The organism is Pseudomonas synxantha, assembly GCF_900105675.1.
GTDB classification, from domain to species: Bacteria; Pseudomonadota; Gammaproteobacteria; order Pseudomonadales; family Pseudomonadaceae; genus Aquipseudomonas; species Aquipseudomonas synxantha.
On sequence record NZ_LT629786.1, the window covers coordinates 6,230,351 to 6,247,140 of the forward strand.

The 16,790-nt window shown below is 60.1% G+C and carries 15 protein-coding genes; 6 read left to right on the forward strand and 9 right to left on the reverse strand.

Going from position 1 to position 16,790, the window contains the following annotated elements; all coding sequences use genetic code 11:
• Positions 1–41: 41 nt before the first annotated feature.
• Entirely contained in the window at positions 42–818 is a 777-nt protein-coding gene (locus tag BLU48_RS28875; RefSeq protein WP_046070284.1) for an N-acetylmuramoyl-L-alanine amidase, read from the forward strand.
• A gap of 105 nt (positions 819–923) precedes the next feature.
• Here BLU48_RS28875 and BLU48_RS28880 read toward each other — a convergent pair whose 3' ends face one another.
• Positions 924–2,711 (reverse strand): ATP-binding protein, encoded by a 1,788-nt coding sequence (locus BLU48_RS28880; RefSeq protein ID WP_057023181.1) that lies wholly within the window; start codon positions 2,709–2,711, stop codon positions 924–926.
• 10 nt (positions 2,712–2,721) lie between these two features.
• Positions 2,722–4,068, reverse strand: coding sequence for a sigma-54-dependent response regulator transcription factor AlgB (gene algB, locus BLU48_RS28885; RefSeq protein WP_057023180.1), 1,347 nt, complete (start codon positions 4,066–4,068; stop codon positions 2,722–2,724).
• Between the two features lie 390 nt (positions 4,069–4,458).
• On the opposite strand from algB, the gene BLU48_RS28890 reads away from it, so the two are divergent.
• The 5 genes from BLU48_RS28890 (at position 4,459) to BLU48_RS28910 (ending at position 8,832) form a co-directional block, all read left to right on the forward strand.
• On the forward strand, positions 4,459–4,743 hold the full coding sequence (locus tag BLU48_RS28890) for a hypothetical protein (RefSeq protein ID WP_057023334.1): 285 nt from the start codon (positions 4,459–4,461) through the stop codon (positions 4,741–4,743).
• A 78-nt stretch (positions 4,744–4,821) separates the two neighbouring features.
• Positions 4,822–4,986, forward strand: a complete 165-nt coding sequence (locus tag BLU48_RS28895; protein ID WP_003187386.1) for a DUF1328 domain-containing protein — start codon at positions 4,822–4,824, stop codon at positions 4,984–4,986.
• A 2-nt stretch (positions 4,987–4,988) separates the two neighbouring features.
• Positions 4,989–5,456 (forward strand): inhibitor of vertebrate lysozyme family protein, encoded by a 468-nt coding sequence (locus BLU48_RS28900; protein WP_057023179.1) that lies wholly within the window; start codon positions 4,989–4,991, stop codon positions 5,454–5,456.
• A gap of 716 nt (positions 5,457–6,172) precedes the next feature.
• Positions 6,173–7,504 (forward strand): glutamate/aspartate:proton symporter GltP, encoded by a 1,332-nt coding sequence (gltP, locus tag BLU48_RS28905; RefSeq protein ID WP_057023178.1) that lies wholly within the window; start codon positions 6,173–6,175, stop codon positions 7,502–7,504.
• Between the two features lie 98 nt (positions 7,505–7,602).
• Positions 7,603–8,832, forward strand: a complete 1,230-nt coding sequence (locus BLU48_RS28910) for a nucleoside recognition domain-containing protein (protein ID WP_046070288.1) — start codon at positions 7,603–7,605, stop codon at positions 8,830–8,832.
• A gap of 92 nt (positions 8,833–8,924) precedes the next feature.
• Here the strand turns inward: BLU48_RS28910 and BLU48_RS28915 are convergent, their stop codons facing one another.
• From BLU48_RS28915 to BLU48_RS28945, 7 genes are all read right to left on the reverse strand, one after another.
• Positions 8,925–9,536 (reverse strand): ABC-type transport auxiliary lipoprotein family protein, encoded by a 612-nt coding sequence (locus BLU48_RS28915; RefSeq protein WP_057023177.1) that lies wholly within the window; start codon positions 9,534–9,536, stop codon positions 8,925–8,927.
• Entirely contained in the window at positions 9,533–10,471 is a 939-nt protein-coding gene (locus tag BLU48_RS28920) for an MlaD family protein (RefSeq protein WP_057023176.1), read from the reverse strand. Before BLU48_RS28920 ends, BLU48_RS28915 begins: the two co-directional genes overlap by 4 nt.
• A gap of 1 nt (position 10,472) precedes the next feature.
• Entirely contained in the window at positions 10,473–11,276 is an 804-nt protein-coding gene (locus BLU48_RS28925) for an ABC transporter ATP-binding protein (protein WP_057023175.1), read from the reverse strand.
• Positions 11,273–12,421, reverse strand: coding sequence for an MlaE family ABC transporter permease (locus BLU48_RS28930; RefSeq protein WP_057023174.1), 1,149 nt, complete (start codon positions 12,419–12,421; stop codon positions 11,273–11,275). The genes BLU48_RS28925 and BLU48_RS28930 overlap by 4 nt, the downstream gene beginning before the upstream one ends.
• Before the next feature lie 54 nt (positions 12,422–12,475).
• Positions 12,476–13,507, reverse strand: coding sequence for a DUF5924 family protein (locus BLU48_RS28935; protein ID WP_043048357.1), 1,032 nt, complete (start codon positions 13,505–13,507; stop codon positions 12,476–12,478).
• Positions 13,508–13,575: 68 nt separating this feature from the next.
• Complete coding sequence (locus BLU48_RS28940; protein WP_057023173.1) at positions 13,576–14,961, reverse strand: M16 family metallopeptidase; 1,386 nt, start codon at positions 14,959–14,961, stop codon at positions 13,576–13,578.
• Between the two features lie 60 nt (positions 14,962–15,021).
• Positions 15,022–16,680 (reverse strand): Na/Pi cotransporter family protein, encoded by a 1,659-nt coding sequence (locus BLU48_RS28945; RefSeq protein WP_057023172.1) that lies wholly within the window; start codon positions 16,678–16,680, stop codon positions 15,022–15,024.
• Positions 16,681–16,790 lie beyond the last annotated feature (110 nt).

The following is a 16,790-nucleotide window of genomic DNA, read 5'->3' on the forward strand; positions in this document are numbered from 1 at the left end:
TTACACTGTTGCATTATCGACTTCAGTGTAATGCTTCTGCCATGAAATCTTTGTATATCGCTTTTGCGTTTCTGCTGCTCACCGGCTGCGCCAGCGGCCCGCGCCTGAACACCAGCCATCCTTCGGTGAACCACGACAACCGCATACAGTTCGTTGTCGTGCATTACACCTCCGCCAACCTTGAACGCTCCCTGGCGTTGTTGACCCATGGACAGGTCAGCAGCCATTACCTGATCGGCGACGACGCCTCAGGCACCATCTACAAGCTGGTGGATGAAAGCCAGCGCGCCTGGCATGCCGGTGAAAGTGAGTGGATGGGGCGCACCTGGCTCAACTCCAGCTCCATCGGCATTGAGATCGTCAACCCAGGGTTCAGCGATACGCCGACGGGCCGTGTGTGGTACCCGTATTCCGAAGCGCAGGTAAAGTCACTGATCGTGCTGCTCAAGGACATCAGCAAGCGTAATGGCATTGACCCCAAGAACATCATTGGGCATAGCGATATTGCCCCGCTGCGCAAGCTGGACCCGGGCCCGTTGTTCCCTTGGAAGCGCTTGGCCGCGGAAGGCCTCGCTGTCTGGCCGGATGCCCAGGCGGTGGCCCGATTCCAGGTGCAGTACGCCGCACAGCTGCCAAGCATTACCTGGTTCCAGGAAGAATTGGCTCGCCTGGGCTACCAGACGCCGCAGACCGGGGAGCTGGATGTAGCCACGCGCCATGTGATCGCAGCGTTCCAGATGCGCTTTCGTCCATCACTGTTCGACGGCACCCCGGATGCTGAAAGCGCTGCGATCCTGCGGGCCCTGAACCAGCGCTGATTGTGTACATCTAGAAGCGAGCTTGCTCGCGAAGAACCTCAACGATAACGTTGTGCTGTCAGGCGGCTCGCGTCGTTCATGCGTTTTTCGCGAGCAAGCTCGCTCCTACAACGGCAGCGCCATATAGAACTGCGTGCCCTGCCCCGGCCGTGAATACACACCCATGCGGCCGCCGTGCAGTTGCACGATCTCCTTGCACAGTGCCAACCCCAGGCCCGCCCCGCCTTTCTTGCGGCCGACCTGCACAAAAGGCTCGAAGATACGTCCTTGCTGGCCATAGGCAATGCCTTCGCCGTTATCTTCAACGCTGATAATCACCCGCTCGCCATGACGTCGCGCCTGCAGGCGAATCTGCCCGCCTTCGGCGGTATGGCGCAGGGCGTTGCCCAGCAGATTGTCGAGCACACGCTCCAGTTGCACCTGGTCGGCATACAGGCGCGGTAAGTCTGGCTGGGTTTCCACCAGCAACTCAATGCTCTGCGCGTTGGCAGGCTCGACGAACCGGGCCCGTGCGTGCTCCAGCAGGTCGGTCACATCGCAGGCCCCAAGGGTGAGTTTTTGCAGGCCGTTCTGGTAGCGCGAGAAATTGAGCAGGTCGTTGATCAGCTGCATCAGGCGCTGCATTTCTTCATTGACCGTATCCAGCAGGTCCGCTTCGCGGGAATCCGCCGGGAATTTGGCCCGTTCGCGAAACAGGCCGAAGGCCATGTGCATGCCGGTCACCGGCGTGCGCAGCTCATGGGAGGCGCGCAGCACGAACTCGCTGCGCACCCGCTCGAAGGCGCGTTGTTCGGTGACGTCATGCAGCACCATCACCGCGCCGAGAATATGCCCCTGTGTATGGCTGACCGGCGTCAGGCTGTAGGTCAGCAGACGCAGCTCGCCCTCGACTTCCACCTCCAGGTCGTCCGGCGCACGCTCCAGATTACCGCCGCGCAGCACCAGTTGCAGTTGTTCATCCATTTCCGCACGGCCCAGGGCTTCCCCCAGGCCTTGTCCGAGTCGTTCCTCATCCCAGCCCAGTTGGCGCTGTGCGACGGGGTTGAGGTGCTCAAGGCGGCCTTGGCGATCAATCATCAGCAAGCCGTCATCGATACTGTCGAGTACCGCTTGCAGGCGCTGCTGACCGGCCAGCAACTCATCAACATTGGTGGCCTGATGTTGGCGCAATGCTTCGGCCATGATGCCGAAACGGCGGGTCAACTGATTCATTTCCGCCGCCGAAGAGATAGGCAGCGTAACCTCGAAATCGCCCTGACCGATCTTGTCGGCGGCCTTGGCGAGCGCCTCGATGGGGCCACCGAAACGCCGTGCGATGCCATGGGCCGTGACGAAGCCGATGATCAGCACCGCAAGCCCCACCAGTCCCAGGAGGCTGGCGATCAATAACGCCCGCTCACGGGATTTATGCTCGCTGGTGCTGATGTTTTCCAACGCCCGCTTGTGATCGGCGATCAGACCGTTGCGCAACACGTTGAAGGTTGCAGTCAGCTTTTCCTTGCTGCCTGCAGGTGGTGAGGCTTGTTGAGATTGGTCAAACGCCTCGAGCAGGTTCTGGTAATCGGTCCGTGCCTGGCTGAAACCATAGCTTCTTCCATCGAGCTGCTCATGGGCGACGCCTTCGTCCAGCAGCTCGAAATAGTGGCGCTTGGAGGCTTGCAGGGCCTCGGGGTCGGGTCGTTTCTCCAGCATCATGATCAGTTGGTCGCCCAGGCTCTGGCGCAACTTGAGCCCCAGGTCCAGAGTGATGAAGTTGCTGCGGATCAGTGATTCCTGGGTCTTGGCCATTTGCATGACGCTGACCAAGCCCAGGATCAACCCCAGCAAGGCCACGGTGATCAGCGCTGAGATACTCAGGAATAACCGAGTGCGCAGTTTCATCGCGAGCTTCATAAAGTCCTGCTCACAGGTTGTACTGTTTGCGTTTGCGGTACAGGGTCGACGCATCGATGCCGAGGGTACGGGCTGCTTGGTCCAAGGTGTCACTGGTCGCGAGTACCGCGCCGATGTGGGCTTTTTCCAATTCGTCCAGGCTCAGTGCGGCGCCGATACGCGGCGCATTGTTGGTCGGTTGTTCGGCCATTCCCAAGTGGCTGATCTCGACCTTCTCCTGCGGGCAGATGATGCTGGCGCGTTCCACCACGTTACGCAGCTCGCGGATATTGCCGGGCCAGCGATAGTTGAGCAGCGCTTCTCGAGCGTCATCACTGAAGCCGCGAGCGGGACGGGCGTATTCTTTGACGAAGCGTGCCAGGAAGCGGTCGGCCAGTGCCAGGATGTCTTCACTGCGTTCGCGCAACGGCGGCAGGTGCAAGGTGATGACGTTGAGGCGGTAAAGCAAGTCTTCACGGAAGCGGCCATCGCGCACCATGTCTTCCAGGTTCAGGTTGGTGGCTGCAAGGATACGTACATCGGCGCGACGGGTAACGGGGTCGCCCACACGCTCATACTCTTTATCTTGAATGAAACGCAGCAACTTTGGCTGCAACGTGAGCGGAAAGTCGCCGATCTCGTCGAGAAACAGCGTGCCGCCGTCCGCCTGGTTGACCCGGCCCAGCGTGCTTTCACTGGCACCGGTGAACGCGCCGCGGCTGTGGCCGAACAGCTCGCTCTCCATCAGTTCGGCGGTCAGCGATGGGCAGTTGATGGTCACGCAGGATTTTTTCGAGCGTTTGCTCCAGCCATGGATGGCCCGGGCCAGCTCCCCTTTACCGGTGCCGGACTCACCGAGGATCAAGATGTTTGCATCAGTGCCTGCCACTTGGCGCGCCGTTTCCAGTACCACCATCATCGACGGACTATGGGAGTCAAGGCCATCCTTGGACTGACGCACGGCGCCTTCCAGGACTTCCAGTCGTGCGGAGAGCTGGCGCACTTCCAGTTGCTTGGCGGTGGCCAGGCGCAATTGGTCCGGGCTGCAGGGCTTGACCAAATAGTCGGCGGCACCGGCCTGAATCGCGTCTACGGCGGTATCCACGGCGGAATGAGCAGTGACAATTACCACACGCATCCACGGTGCCTGGATACGCATCTGGGCTAGTACATCCAGGCCGTTGTCCTCGCCAAGGCGCAAATCGAGGAAACACAGGTCGAACACTTGGCGCTGCATCAGCGTGTCCGCCTGGGCGGCGCTGTTGGCGGTGGCTACGGTGTAGCCCTCGTCTTCCAGGCAATAACGGAAGGTGCGCAGGATCGCGGATTCGTCATCCACTAAAAGAATGCGGCCTTGAAGTTCCTTGGCTGATCCCATCTGTCCCGCGCTCCTTAACTATAAATGTGATGATGTTTAGTCCCGGAATAATCGGGCAAGTTGCATGGTTTATTCTGATTCATAAAAGACTGTCCGTGTAGGTATCTGCACGCGGCCTGCACAGGATCCGGCTGATGGCGTTTTCATGCCTTCCTGCCACTTCGGCAACGAGGGGGGTGGGTTAGATCCCTCGACCCGACCATTGGCCATCGTGCATTTCGCACGGGCAACGCAGGGGCATCGTGCAGGATGCGAGGCAATAGATCTATGTGGAGTATTTAACTATTTGATTTTATTGAGTTTTATTTTGCAATAAAGCTGGCATGCACTCTGCAATACCTCTCCCAAGAGTGTCATGAACGAATAATCAGAATGCGGGAGAAAAGCAGCATGACTCGCCAAAGCCTCAGCCAATTGCGTGTATCCCCGCTTCGTGTGCAGCAGGGCCTGTTTGCCAGTCTGGCATTGATGGTCACGCTGATTGCCGGCCAGCAGATGCAGCATTGGCAAGAGCGTGCGCAGCCAGCTCCGCAATTTGAACGTCCGGCCATGACCCAGACCCATTTCCGTTCCATTGGCAGCGCCAGCGCTAATGTAACTGCCCCGCAATTGAGCCTGGTCGATCAGGATTCCACCCTGGACGAACTGCCGACCCAAGAGCGCTGGGTGTTCTAGGCAAGACAAGGTCGCTTGAATTGAGCGGCTGTACGGCACTACCGCTGTTACCTCTATAGAAGCATAAGGAGAATCACCATGTTGAGTTGGGCAATCACATTTCTGATCATCGCCATTGTGGCTGCAGTCTTGGGCTTTGGTGGTATCGCGGGCACCGCCACGGGTATCGCCAAGATTCTCTTTGTCGTCTTCCTGGTGATGTTTATCGCTTCGTTCTTCTTTGGTCGTAAAGGCCGAGGCTGAATATGACCACTCTGCCTTTTAAAGCCATTGCTGCCGCCCTGCTCTTGGGCGGCAGCAGCCTGGCGATGGCTGCCAATGACGGTCAGTCCCGGGCTAACGAATTGCTCAGCGCGGACCCGCAGTACCGTGAGACTTGGCAAGACGTGGTGAAGAAAGAACAGCGCCTGCCGGAATGGGTGATGAACCTGTCGGGTACGGCCGAACAAATGAATGCTGTTGAAGAGGACGGCGACAAGTATCTGGTGGGGCCGCTTTGCGAAACTGCGGATACCTGCTTGAACAAGCGCCTCATCGTGGCCTTCAGTTTCGACAAGGAAGACGCCTACGCGATGTTGGTGGAAGTCCCTGCCGGTCTGCCGGCCGATAAGTCCCCGACACGGCATGCCGATTACCGCTTCCTCGGTAAGCCGGATGAAGGCATGCAAAAGCTGTTGATGGAACAACTGAAGAAAGATCCGAATTGGTACTAGGTTCCGTCTGAGGCGGAGCCTGCATCCATGGAAAGAAGCTCCTACGCTTCTTTCTGTCTGCGTCGCTCGCCAAGAGTGATGCATGACCAGGGGGCCGGGTTGCTCTGATCAACCGAGATCGGCGCGACCTACGGGCACAGGGAGTGCCTGCGCAAGGGCCGGGTCAGGCGAAAAGCTGCGACGCAAGTTCACAAGCCCTCAAGCTTGCTGAACTTGCGGCGGGCTTATGACTCTCATCCCCGCGCTTCATGCCTTTCATAGCCGTCATTTCAGTTTTTGCCTTACGCCAACCATTACTGGGTATGTCGGCGTGACCATCTATCTAGAAATTTTCGACCTCGCCATAGGACTTTTCTGGTGCTAGGTGGTGGATTTCTCACGCATTTCTGCCAATCACGTCATCTCGTCCTGCTTCGCTGAGCGAGCCTGATTTGGCAGCTTCACGGCATATTCACCCGCCTGAATGGCGCATTCGAACTGACCGTTCGGACAATTATTTTCAAAAAAAGCCATGCCGATTCGGCATAGGGTAGGCGTTTACGGCATTAGACGTCGCCCCCTTGCATGGGAATAGTTGCGCCTTTTTTCGCCTGCCAGTAAGCCATTTCGGCCACGCTGCGGTGACCTTCCATGGAGGCTGATGCTCACACTTTTTCGCTTTCGGGCGTTCCAGCTGGCGCATTCGCCTTAAGTCCACTTGAAGTAAGGGTAATGACATGAAGAAGGCAAAGCTAAGCCTCGCCTGGCAGATCCTCATCGGTTTGGTACTGGGGATCGCAATCGGTGCAGTGCTCAACCATTTCAGTGCTGAAAAGGCCTGGTGGATCAGCAATGTGTTGCAGCCGGCAGGCGATATCTTTATCCGCCTGATCAAGATGATCGTGATCCCGATTGTGATTTCCTCGCTGATCGTCGGCATTGCCGGTGTAGGCGATGCGAAAAAGCTGGGACGTATCGGCGTCAAAACCATCCTTTACTTCGAAGTGGTCACCACCATCGCCATCGTGGTCGGCCTGTTGCTGGCCAACCTGTTCCACCCGGGCGCCGGCATCGATATGAGTACCCTGGGTACCGTCGATATTTCCAAGTACCAGGCGACCGCCGCCGAGGTACAGCATGAACACGCGTTCATCGAAACCATCCTCAACCTGATCCCATCGAATATCTTTGCAGCGGTTGCCCGTGGCGAGATGCTGCCGATCATCTTCTTCTCCGTGCTGTTCGGCCTGGGCTTGTCGAGCCTCAAGCCTGAGCTGCGCGAACCCCTGGTGACCATGTTCCAGGGCGTTTCCGAGAGCATGTTCAAAGTTACCCACATGATCATGAAGTACGCCCCTATCGGCGTCTTTGCCCTGATCGCGGTGACCGTCGCCAACTTCGGCTTTGCCTCATTGCTGCCGCTGGCCAAGCTGGTGATCCTGGTTTACGTGGCCATCCTGTTCTTTGCCTTTGCGGTACTGGGCTTGATCGCTCGCCTGTTTGGCTTCTCGATCCTGAAAGTGATGCGCATCTTCAAGGACGAGCTGGTGCTGGCGTACTCCACCGCCAGTTCCGAAACCGTGCTGCCACGTGTGATCGAGAAGATGGAAGCCTACGGCGCGCCGAAGGCGATCTGCAGCTTCGTGGTGCCGACCGGTTACTCGTTCAACCTCGACGGTTCGACCCTGTACCAGAGCATCGCCGCGATCTTTATCGCACAGCTGTATGGCATCGACCTGTCGATCGGCCAGCAACTGATGCTGGTCCTGACCCTGATGGTGACCTCCAAAGGTATCGCTGGCGTGCCGGGTGTGTCCTTCGTGGTATTGCTGGCCACCTTGGGCAGTGTGGGCATCCCGCTGGAAGGCTTGGCGTTCATCGCCGGTGTCGACCGTGTGATGGACATGGCGCGTACTGCACTGAACGTGATCGGTAATGCCTTGGCCGTACTGGTTATCTCCCGCTGGGAAGGCATGTACGACGATGCCAAGGGCGAGCGCTACTGGAATTCCCTGCCGCACTGGCGCAGCAAGGAAGCGCTGCCGGCCGGCGAGGTTACTCGCGGCTGAACGCTCGATTGCGCTGACACAAACCCCGGATAATTCCGGGGTTTGTCGTTTCTGCCAGCCCCGTTATCATTCGCCCCATCTTTCGGGGGATTTAACTGATGCTCAATGGCCTGTGGCTTGGCTTCTTTGTCGTGGCAATGGTGTCAGCACTGGCGCAATGGCTGGTGGGCGGTAACGCCGGGATTTTCGCAGCGATGGTGGAAAGCATTTTCGCCATGGCCAAATTGTCGGTGGAAGTCATGGTGCTGCTGTTCGGCACCCTGACCTTGTGGCTGGGCTTTTTGCGCATCGCCGAGAAAGCCGGGATCGTCGACTGGCTGGCCAAGGCCCTTGGTCCGCTGTTTCGCCGCCTGATGCCGGAGGTGCCCGCCGGCCACCCCGCCATCGGCTTGATCACCCTCAACTTCGCTGCCAATGGCCTGGGCCTGGACAACGCCGCCACGCCCATCGGCTTGAAGGCCATGAAGGCGCTGCAGGAACTCAACCCTATCCCCAACACGGCGAGCAACGCACAGATCCTGTTCCTGGTGCTAAACGCGTCCTCGCTGACGCTGTTACCGGTGACCATCTTCATGTACCGCGCCCAGCAAGGCGCCGCAGACCCGACCCTGGTGTTCCTGCCGATCCTGCTGGCCACCAGCGCGTCGACCCTGGTGGGCCTGCTGTCGGTGGCGGTGATGCAGCGCCTGCGGCTGTGGGACCCGGTGGTGCTGGCCTACCTGATCCCCGGAGCATTGATACTGGGCGGCTTCATGGCGCTGCTGGCGACCCTGTCTGCCACGGCGCTGGCCGGTTTGTCGTCGATCCTGGGCAACCTCACATTGTTTGGCTTGATCATGCTGTTCCTGGTGATCGGCGCCCTGCGCAAGGTCAAGGTGTACGAGGCCTTTGTCGAAGGTGCCAAGGAGGGCTTCGACGTTGCCAAGAACCTGTTGCCCTATCTGGTTGCGATGCTGTGTGCGGTTGGCGTATTGCGTGCCTCGGGAGCCTTGGACTTCGGCCTGGAAGGGATTCGCCATGTGGTGGCCTGGACCGGCATGGATACGCGTTTTGTCGACGCGCTGCCAACGGCGATGGTCAAGCCGTTCTCCGGCAGTGCGGCGCGGGCGATGCTGATCGAGACCATGCAGACCCAAGGGGTGGATAGCTTCCCGGCGTTGGTGGCGGCGACGATTCAGGGCAGTACTGAGACCACCTTCTATGTGTTGGCAGTGTACTTTGGCTCGGTGGGTATCCAGCGCGCTCGACATGCGGTGGGCTGTGCGTTGCTGGCGGAGTTTGCCGGTGTCGTGGCGGCTATTGCGGTGTGCTACTGGTTCTTCGGTTAAGCCTTAGATTGCTATCGGGGGCAAGCCCCCTCCCACACTTGATCTGCGAATGCATTCAAAATGTGGGAGGGGGCTTGCCCCCGATGAGGCCGTCAGCGTTTTGAGGCAGCCTTGCCCTGCTGCACCACCCAATTCACCACCTGCCCATTCAACTGATCCCCCGCCTTACCAAAGGCTGCCACCACCGCGGGCACCTTGGTGTCGCCCACCGGCTGCCTTACTTCAAACCGCCGGCTGGCGATAATCCGCTGGTCACTGCCGCGCACCAACCGTGCGTCGAGGCGAATCACGACGTCTACAACTTTGCCACTGTACTCACTCTGAAATGCCTGTAACTGCCCGCCCAGCTCATAGTCGGCTTGCAGGTTGGTCTCGTCGGTACTCAACAACGTCACTCGCCCATCGCGTTGGAAGCCGTCCAGCAGGCGGTTGCGTAAGAGCACCGGCGCCGGGTCGCTCCAGCGTGAGTTTGCATAGCTGCTGATCAGGTTGCCGTCAGGCACCACGGCAATGCGTGGGCTGTCGAGGAATTCGCTGGTCTGGGGTTTGGCTACGCGCAGCGACCAACTGACCGGTGTGCCTTGGGTGGTTGGCTGAGTGGACACCAGGCGGTACACGTCTGATGGATCCGGCTTGGGCAGGATCGAACATCCACTGACCAGGGCCAGGACGATAGGGGCGATCATTGGGTAAACACGCTTCATGGCGTGAACTCCTTGTTCTTGTCACTGCCCAGCAGGTAACCGCTGGGGTTGGCTTCCAGGCGACGGGAGATGGCGCGCAACGAGCCAAGGGTTTCACGCAGCTCGCGCACCGCCGGCGCCAGTTCGTTAAGGCCCTGCATGCCGCTGTTCACTGAATCCTGGTTGTTGCTCAGCAAGCTGTTGATGGTGGCGGTGCTTTGCTCCAGGGATTTCATCGCCTGCTCGGCGCTGCCAAAGGCCTGCTTGCCTTGCTCGTTGAGCAGGCCATTGGCGCTGCGCATCAGCACGGTAGTTTGCTCGAGGGCGGCACCGGCCTGTTTGCTCACCTGCATCAGTTGCTGCATCACCACCTTGATATCGCCACGTTGCTCTGCGATGGCCCCGGTGGTTTGTTGCAGGTTATCCAGGGTGTTGCTCAGGCGTTCGACGTTTTCCCGGGAAAACATGTGGTTAGCGTTGTGTAGCAGCAGGTTGACGCTGGTCATCAGGTCGTTGCTGTTATTGAGCAGGCGCGCGATGGGCGATGGCGACGCGATGATTTCCGGCAGGTTGCCGTTCTTGCTCTTGAGCTCCGGGCTCTGCGGGGTGCCGCCGCTGAGCTGGATGATCGAGGTGCCGGTGATCCCGGTCAGCGCCAGCTTGGCCTGGGTGTCTTCCTTGATCGGCGTCTGCCCGGCCAGGCGGATGCGCGCCAGGACGCGGCGCGGGTCTTTGGGGTCCAGGCGCAGGCTGGTGACGTCGCCCACCTTGATCCCGCTGTACTGCACCGCACTGCCCTGAGACAGGCCGCTGACCGCCTCGTTGAAGATCACTTCGTAATCCTGGAAGGCGCTGTCGACGCTGGACTTGGCCAGCCACAGTCCAAACAGCATCGCGCCGACCACCACTATTACGCTGAACAGTCCGATCATCACATGATGGGCTCGGGTTTCCATGTCATACCTCGTTGAGCGATTGAGCGGCATCCAATGCCGCGCGGCCCCGGGGGCCATGGAAATATTCGTGAATCCAGGCGTCGTCGGTTTCCGAGACGACATCGATGGCGTCGGCCACCAGCACTTTCTTCTGCGCCAACACCGCCACGCGGTCGGTGATGGTGTACAGCGTGTCCAAGTCATGGGTGACCAGGAACACACTCAAGCCCAACGCGTCGCGCAGGGTCAGGATCAGTTGGTCGAACTGCGCGGCGCCAATCGGATCGAGGCCAGCGGTGGGTTCATCGAGGAACAGGATGTCCGGGTCCAATGCCAGCGCACGGGCCAGGGCCGCGCGCTTGATCATGCCGCCGGACAATGAGGCCGGGTATTTGTCGGCCGCCGACAGTGGCAACCCGGCCAGCGCCAGCTTGACCGCCGCCAAGTGCTCGGCGTCGGCGCGGCTGAGGCCGGCGTGTTCAATCAAGGGCAGGGCGACGTTCTCGGTGACAGTCAGCGAGGAAAACAGCGCACCCTTCTGGAACAGCACGCCAAAGCGCCGTTCCACCAGCGAGCGTTCATGCTCAGGCAGGCTCGGCAGGTTCTTGCCGAACACCCGCACTTCACCTTCACTAGGGCGCCGCAGGCCGACGATGCTGCGCAACAGCACGGACTTGCCGCTGCCGGAGCCGCCGACCACCGCCAGGATTTCACCCTTGTACAAATCCAAGTCGAGGTTCTCGTGCACGCTCTGGCTGCCAAAGCGGTTGCACAAGCCGCGCACTTCAATCACCGCCTCAGCGGGCGCCCGGTGTAGACGACTCACCAGCCCATCTCCATGAAGAACATCGCGGCGACCGCATCCAGCACGATCACCACAAAGATCGATTGCACCACGCTGGAAGTAGTGTGCGCGCCGACCGATTCGGCACTGCCGCTGACCTTGAAGCCTTCCAGGCAGCCAATGGCCGCGATCAGGAAGGCGAAGATCGGCGCCTTCACCATGCCTACCAGAAAGTGCTGCACGCCAATGTCCGATTGCAACAGCGAGAGGAACATCGCCGGTGAAATATCCAGGGCCACCGCACACACCACGCCACCGCCGACGATCCCCGAGAGCATCGCCAGGAAGGTCAGCATCGGCAGCGCCACCAGTAGCGCCAAGACCTGCGGCAATACCAACAGCTCCATGGGGTCCAGGCCCAAGGTACGGATGGCGTCGATTTCTTCGTTGGCCTTCATTGAGCCGATTTGTGCGGTGAACGCACTGGCGGTACGGCCAGCAATCAGGATTGCAGTGAGCAATACGCCGAACTCCCGCAGGAAGGAGAACGCTACCAAGTCCACGGTAAAAATCGTCGCGCCGAAGCTCTTGAGCACCGTGGCGCCGAGAAATGCCACCACCGCGCCAACCAGGAAGGTCAGCAAGGCGACGATAGGCGCTGCGTCGAGGCCGGTCTGTTCGATATGCGCGACCATCGGCGTCAGGCGCCAGCGCTTGGGCCGCAAGATGCCACGGGCGAAAGTTTCAAGGATCAGGCCGATAAAGCCCAGCAGCTTCATCGCGTCTTGCCAGACGGTGTCCACGGCACGGCCAATGCGCGCCAGCACTTGGATGCCGACAGCCTCTTCCGGCTCTTTGGTCGGCACGCAGAAATCATTCAGGGAGCGGTAGACCGTCTTGAGCAATGCACGGTCTGCGGCTGGCAGACTGCAATCGGTCTGCTCGGCGGAGTGTTCGATACGCTCCGGCCCCAGCAGCTCCACCAGCAGCGAGGCGCCGGCGGTATCCAATGCGCCGAGGCCGTTGAGGTCGATGCGGGCGCCAGCGTCGTATTGGCCGTCGAGCGTGTCCGACAGCTTCTTCAGGTTGGCGTAGTGAGCAAGCGTCCAGTCGCCGGTAATCCGGAGCAAAGGTGGAGTGATGGACGTATCAAGGTGGGCCGCGCCGGCCGTCGTGCGAGTGGTCATAAGCTCCGAGCTTGTTTGGCTATCCACAATGGCTACGTAATAGCACACACTCGCCTACTTTGGGTTGTCCGCTTGTGCTGTGTCTATCACCTTGAAGCGCAATACACCGATGACTTGCCCGTCTTCGGTCAGCACCTGAACCTGCCAGCGCCCTGCTGAGTCACCCGGGAAATTCTGCTTGTGGGTCCAGGCGCGGTAGCCCTCCTTGCGACCGCCATGGATATCCAGGGCAATACGGTCGACTTCCTGGCCGTTGAATTTCCACACATGGTAGATCCGCTCATCCAGCCCGCGCGGTGCGTTGATCGCGGTGTAGGCGTACAGCCCACCACTGCGCAACTGGGCGGCAGTGACTTCCTTGAGGTGATCGCCGGGTGTGCGGTCTTGCAGCTGGGTGCTGATCGCCACTTCGGTCATCCACAGAGTGGCGGGCGGCACCCAGCTGCGCAGGAACCAGCCGGCGCAGCCGATGGCGGCCGTGACCCCCAGCAGCATCGCCCAGCCTTTGAGACTGCGCAGCGGCAGGCTGACGGCCAGGCTGGGAATCGACAGGGCCATCGCCACGCCCAGCGCCAGTTTGTAGCTCTCGGCAGTGGTCAGGTGCAGGATGATCGGCAACGCGGTCAACAGTGCGGCGAATAAGGTCAGGGTATGCAGCGCGAGGAACAGCGAACGCTTGGGCGCCAGCCACTTGTAGTACAGCGGGTCGATGATCGACACCAGCGCGGCTGCGCCGAGCAGGCCGGTAAACACCGATTGGCCGCTGTTCCAGGCTGTGGTGATGAAGAAAAACGGCAGTACGAAAAACAGACTTTCCTGGTGGATCATCTGGGTGGCGTAGCGCAACAGTGGTTCAGGGATTTCGCGCTTGAAGAGCTTGGTGAACAGCTGCGTGAAGCTGTTTTCCAGCATCAGCCACAGCCAGCTCACCAGCATGATGACTGCGATCCAGCTAGCCATGCCCTGCTGGCGGTCCACCAGGATAAAGCTGCCCACGCCCGAGATGAAACCGCCGAGTGCGATCACCCCTGGGTAGCGCTTCATCAGTTCGAGGATGCGCTGGATTAAGTGGGTCAGGTTTGGCATTCGGCGGTTCGCAGTCTTTATATGAAAAATCCCAGACAGAATAACGTCTTAGCCCTGGGTCCGGTGCCTCATTCCACGATCCGTCGGCGATAACGCCGAGCGCTAATCAACGCTATGGCGATCAGCCCCAGCACGCCCGCACCGATCCAGGTCAGGGCGTCATAGCTCAACAGTGGCTTCTCGATGCGCCAATAGCCCGGTTGCTTGAGCACTTCGCGCAAGGCCTGGTTGGTTTGCGCCAGGCTCACGGCCTTGATGCGTTTGACCGGGTCGCTGAAATGACCATCGGCGTAGTCGCCGGCGGCACTCCAATAATAGTCCGCCAGCGCGCTGTTGCCCTGTACAGCCCAGGCCTGGCGGGCAATGGCCGCATGTTGCAGGCGGGCAAATGCTGTTGGGTCCAGCCCGTCCTGGAGCAGTTGTGCCTTGAGGTTTTGCAGCACCTGTTCGGCCTCAGGGAGATTTTCCCGTTCGAGGTCGGCGTTCAGGCTCATGAAGCCGACCCCGCCGAGCACTTCGCGTTCAGTCCAGGGGCCGTAGGACAAGCCGTGCTTGAGGCGCAGTTGCCGGTACAGCGCCCAGTCCAGGTAATCTTTGAGCAGGTCGTAGGTTTCGTCATGCTGGTCATCCAGTACCGGCTCGGGGAACAGCCAGTGCAGCTTGGCGCCATCGCCGACCCAGCCGTGGATCAGGTCGCGGTGGCTGGCGGCAGTGTGCCGGATTTCCGGGAGCGGCCGATGTTCGCTGGGCTCCACCGGGTCGAGTTGGCCGTAGGTGCGTTCCAGATAGGCGGGCAGCAGTTTGTCGAGGTCACCGACGATGATCAGGGTCATGTTGTTCGGCGCGTACCAGTTCTTGCGCACCGCTTCCAGCTGATCGCGAGTCAGGTGATTGGCCTCGGCGCGTTCGGCGCATTTGAGGCCTAGTTCGACGGCCAGTTGGTTGCTGGCGTTGTGGCCGAGGTCCTGGCGGTCCAGCAGGCGTTGCAAATGGGAGTAATGGCCCCCGTCTTCACGTTCGACCACCCGCTTGGCCGCATCGATATTGGCGTCGGTCAGTTGCGTGCGGGTGAGGATGGCCAGCAACAGGTCCAGTACCTTGCGTTGGTTTTGCGCAGGGGCCTCGATCACGAAAGTGGTGTCGGCGTTGCTGGTATAGGCGTTCCACTCGCCGCCCAGGGCTTGCATGCGGTCTTCGAGGTCGCCTTCTCCGCCGCCGTCGATACCGCTGAACAGCAAGTGTTCGAGCAGGTGCGGCAGTTCCTTGTCTTCGCAGCCGAAGTCATCCAGGCCCACGCCCACCACCAGGCGAATCGCTACGTGCCCGCGTTCGGTGCCTGGCTTGAGCAGCAGTTGCAGACCGTTGGGCAAGGTGTAGCCTTCGACTTGCAGGCGGTCAAAGGCATAGGTATGTGCAGAGCCTAGGAGCAGGCAGGCGAGTAACAGGCGACGCATAAAACAAGCTTCCTGGCGAATGAGGTCCATTGTTAACTGACTTCACTCGCCGTCGTACGTTCAGGGTGAATGGGTGATGTCGGCAATATCTTCGGCGGAGAGTGCGCCAGTGTCGGATGTTTCCAACACTACATAAGCGCTGCTACAAAACAACGAATTCAAGCGTTTCATGTCGGCAATCAGCTCCAGATGCAGTGAGCTGGTCTCCAGGCTCTGCACGATCTTGCGTTGCAGGCGGCTGACGTGGGCGTGGGCCAGGCGACGCTCTTGGGCGCGAAAGCGGCGTTTTTCACGCAGTAACTGACGGGCGCTTTCCGGGTCACCGCTGAGGAACACCGAGAGACCCAGGCGCAGGTTGGCAATCAACTGGCTGTGCAGGCCACTGAGTTCTTCCAGGCCCACTTCGGAAAATTGCCGGCGCTGCGAGGTTTTCTGCTGTTGGACCTTACGCAGCATGCGCTCGATCAGGTCACCGGCCAGTTTCAGGTTGATCGACAGCTCGATGATTTCTGCCCAGCGGCGGTTGTCTTGTTCGCTCAGGTCTTCCCGGGGCATTTGCGCCAAATAAAGTTTGATCGCGCTGTAGAGCGCTTCGACGTCATCGCTGAGGCTGCGCATCTCTTGGGTGATTGCGGTTTGATTGCCGCGCAGGACCTCTTGCATCGAAGTGAGCATATTGTCGATCAGGTCGCCCAGGCGCAGGGTTTCTCGCGCGGCGTTGGCCAGGGCCAGGCTCGGCGTGGTGAGCGCGGCCAGGTCAAGGTGGCGTGGTTTGGCCTTGCCATTGGTTTCTTCGCGCTCGGGCAGCAGCCAGGCACACAGCCGCGCCATAGGGCCAATGGTGGGCAGCAGAATCAAGCAGCGCGTGACGTTGTAGAGCAGGTGGAAGGTGATGACCATGCCTTGGGCGCTGTAATCCAGGCCGTCCATCCAGAGGACGAGTGGGTCAAGCACGGGAATGATCAGCAACAGACCAATCAATTTGTACAACAGGCTGCCCAGGGCCACTTGGCGCCCGGCAGTGTTTTGCATGCTGGTGCTGAGAAAGGCCAGCACGCCGCTGCCGATGTTGGCGCCGATCACCAGGCCGATAGCCACATGCAGCCCGATCACGCCGGCGCCCGCCAGGGTTGCCGTGAGCAATACAGCGGCAAGGCTGGAATAGGAAATCATGGCGAACAGCGCGCCGACCAGAGCGTCCAGCAAGATATCGCCGGTCAGCGAGGCGAAGATGACTTTGACACCCTGGGCATGGGTGATCGGCCCGGCGGCTTCGACGATCAATTGCAGCGCGAGGATGATCAGCCCCAAGCCGATTCCGACCCGGCCCAGTTGCCCGGCGCGCGTCTGTTTGCGCGACAGGAAGAAAATCACCCCGAGGAAGATCAGCAGCGGCGACAGCCAGGACAAGTCGAAAGTCAGCACCCGGGCCATCAACGCAGTACCGACGTCGGCGCCAAGCATGGTGGCCAAGGCCGGCGTGAGGCTCATCAGCCCTTGGCCGACGAAGGACGTCACCAGCATCGCGGTAGCGTTACTGCTTTGCACCATGGCCGTCACCAGGATACCGGCGACAAAGGCCAGCCAGCGCTTGGACATGTTCTGCCCGATGACTTGGCGCAAATTGGACCCGTAGACCCGCAGGATGCCGGTACGGACGATATGCGTGCCCCAGATAAGCAGGGTCACGGCGGAAAGCAGATTGAGCAAGGTCAGCATGCTCGGCCCCCCGTGTGGGTGCGCTCCAGCAGGAGCGAAGGAAAGTTGCCGCGTGCCGTTCTACGTCTTGTACTTAAGCTGTAGTTGGCGAATGGGCTCTGCGCCAGCAT